The sequence below is a fragment of the Arthrobacter sp. N199823 genome (assembly GCF_002929705.1).
In the GTDB taxonomy this organism is placed as follows: Bacteria; Actinomycetota; Actinomycetes; order Actinomycetales; family Micrococcaceae; genus Specibacter.
In genome coordinates, this window is record NZ_PJIN01000042.1 from 1 (window position 1) to 1,028 (window position 1,028).

The following is a 1,028-nucleotide window of genomic DNA, read 5'->3' on the forward strand; positions in this document are numbered from 1 at the left end:
TGTGCGGCGAGGAGGGAGGCGGCTTCTTGGCGGGTGTGGCCGGAATCTTCGATGCCTTCAGCGATGTGAGCGAGGTGTTCGGGGATGTCCAAACCCTTCTTCCGCATGGCGGTGGCCCAGAGGCGTCCGGCACGGTAGGAAGAACGTACCAAGGGTCCACTCATGACGCCCAGGAAACCGATCTCTTCTGCCTCGGTGGAGAGTTCCAGGAACTCCTGGGGTTTGACCCAACGGTCCACGGGAAGGTGGCGTTCAGAGGGACGCAGGTACTGGGTGATGGTGATCAGATCCGTCCCGGCATCATGGAGATCCTGCAACGCGACGGAGATTTCTTCACGCGTCTCACCCATACCCAGAATCAGGTTGGACTTAGTGACCATGCCCTGATCCCGGCCCTGCGTCAAAACATCCAAGGACCGCTCGTAACGGAAGGCCGGGCGGATGCGCTTGAAGATCCGTGGCACTGTCTCCACATTGTGCGCGAAGACCTCGGGCTTGGATTCACAGATCGCGGTGATGTGTTCGGGCTTGCCAGAGAAGTCCGGGATCAACAATTCCACACCCGTGTTCGGGTTCAGTTCATGAATCTTCCGGACCGTTTCGGCATACAACCACACACCCTCATCGGCCAGATCATCACGAGCCACACCAGTAACCGTGGCGTAGCGCAGATTCATCTTCACTACCGAGCGGGCTACCTTCGTGGGCTCAAACCTGTCGATCGGGGACGGCTTGCCCGTATCGATCTGGCAGAAATCACAGCGCCTGGTGCATTCGGAACCACCAATGAGGAACGTGGCTTCACGGTCTTCCCAGCACTCAAAAATATTCGGGCACCCAGCCTCTTCACACACCGTGTGCAGGCCCTGGCCCTTGACCAGATTCTTCATCGCGATGAACTCCGGGCCCATCTCGACCTTCGTCTTCATCCACTCAGGCTTACGCTCAACCGGAACAGCAGAATTACGCTGCTCAATCCGCAACAACTTACGTCCCTCAGGTACCAACGTCATGAAAGTCCTCCTTCT

Annotated in this window: 1 protein-coding gene; it reads right to left on the reverse strand. The window is 57.8% G+C overall.

The genetic code is table 11. The features are described 5' to 3' along the window. A partial coding sequence (gene lipA, locus CXQ93_RS20140) for a lipoyl synthase (RefSeq protein ID WP_104112172.1) occupies nucleotides 1-1,013 on the reverse strand: 1,013 nt, incomplete at its 3' end. Between the last annotated feature and the right edge of the window lie 15 nt (nucleotides 1,014-1,028).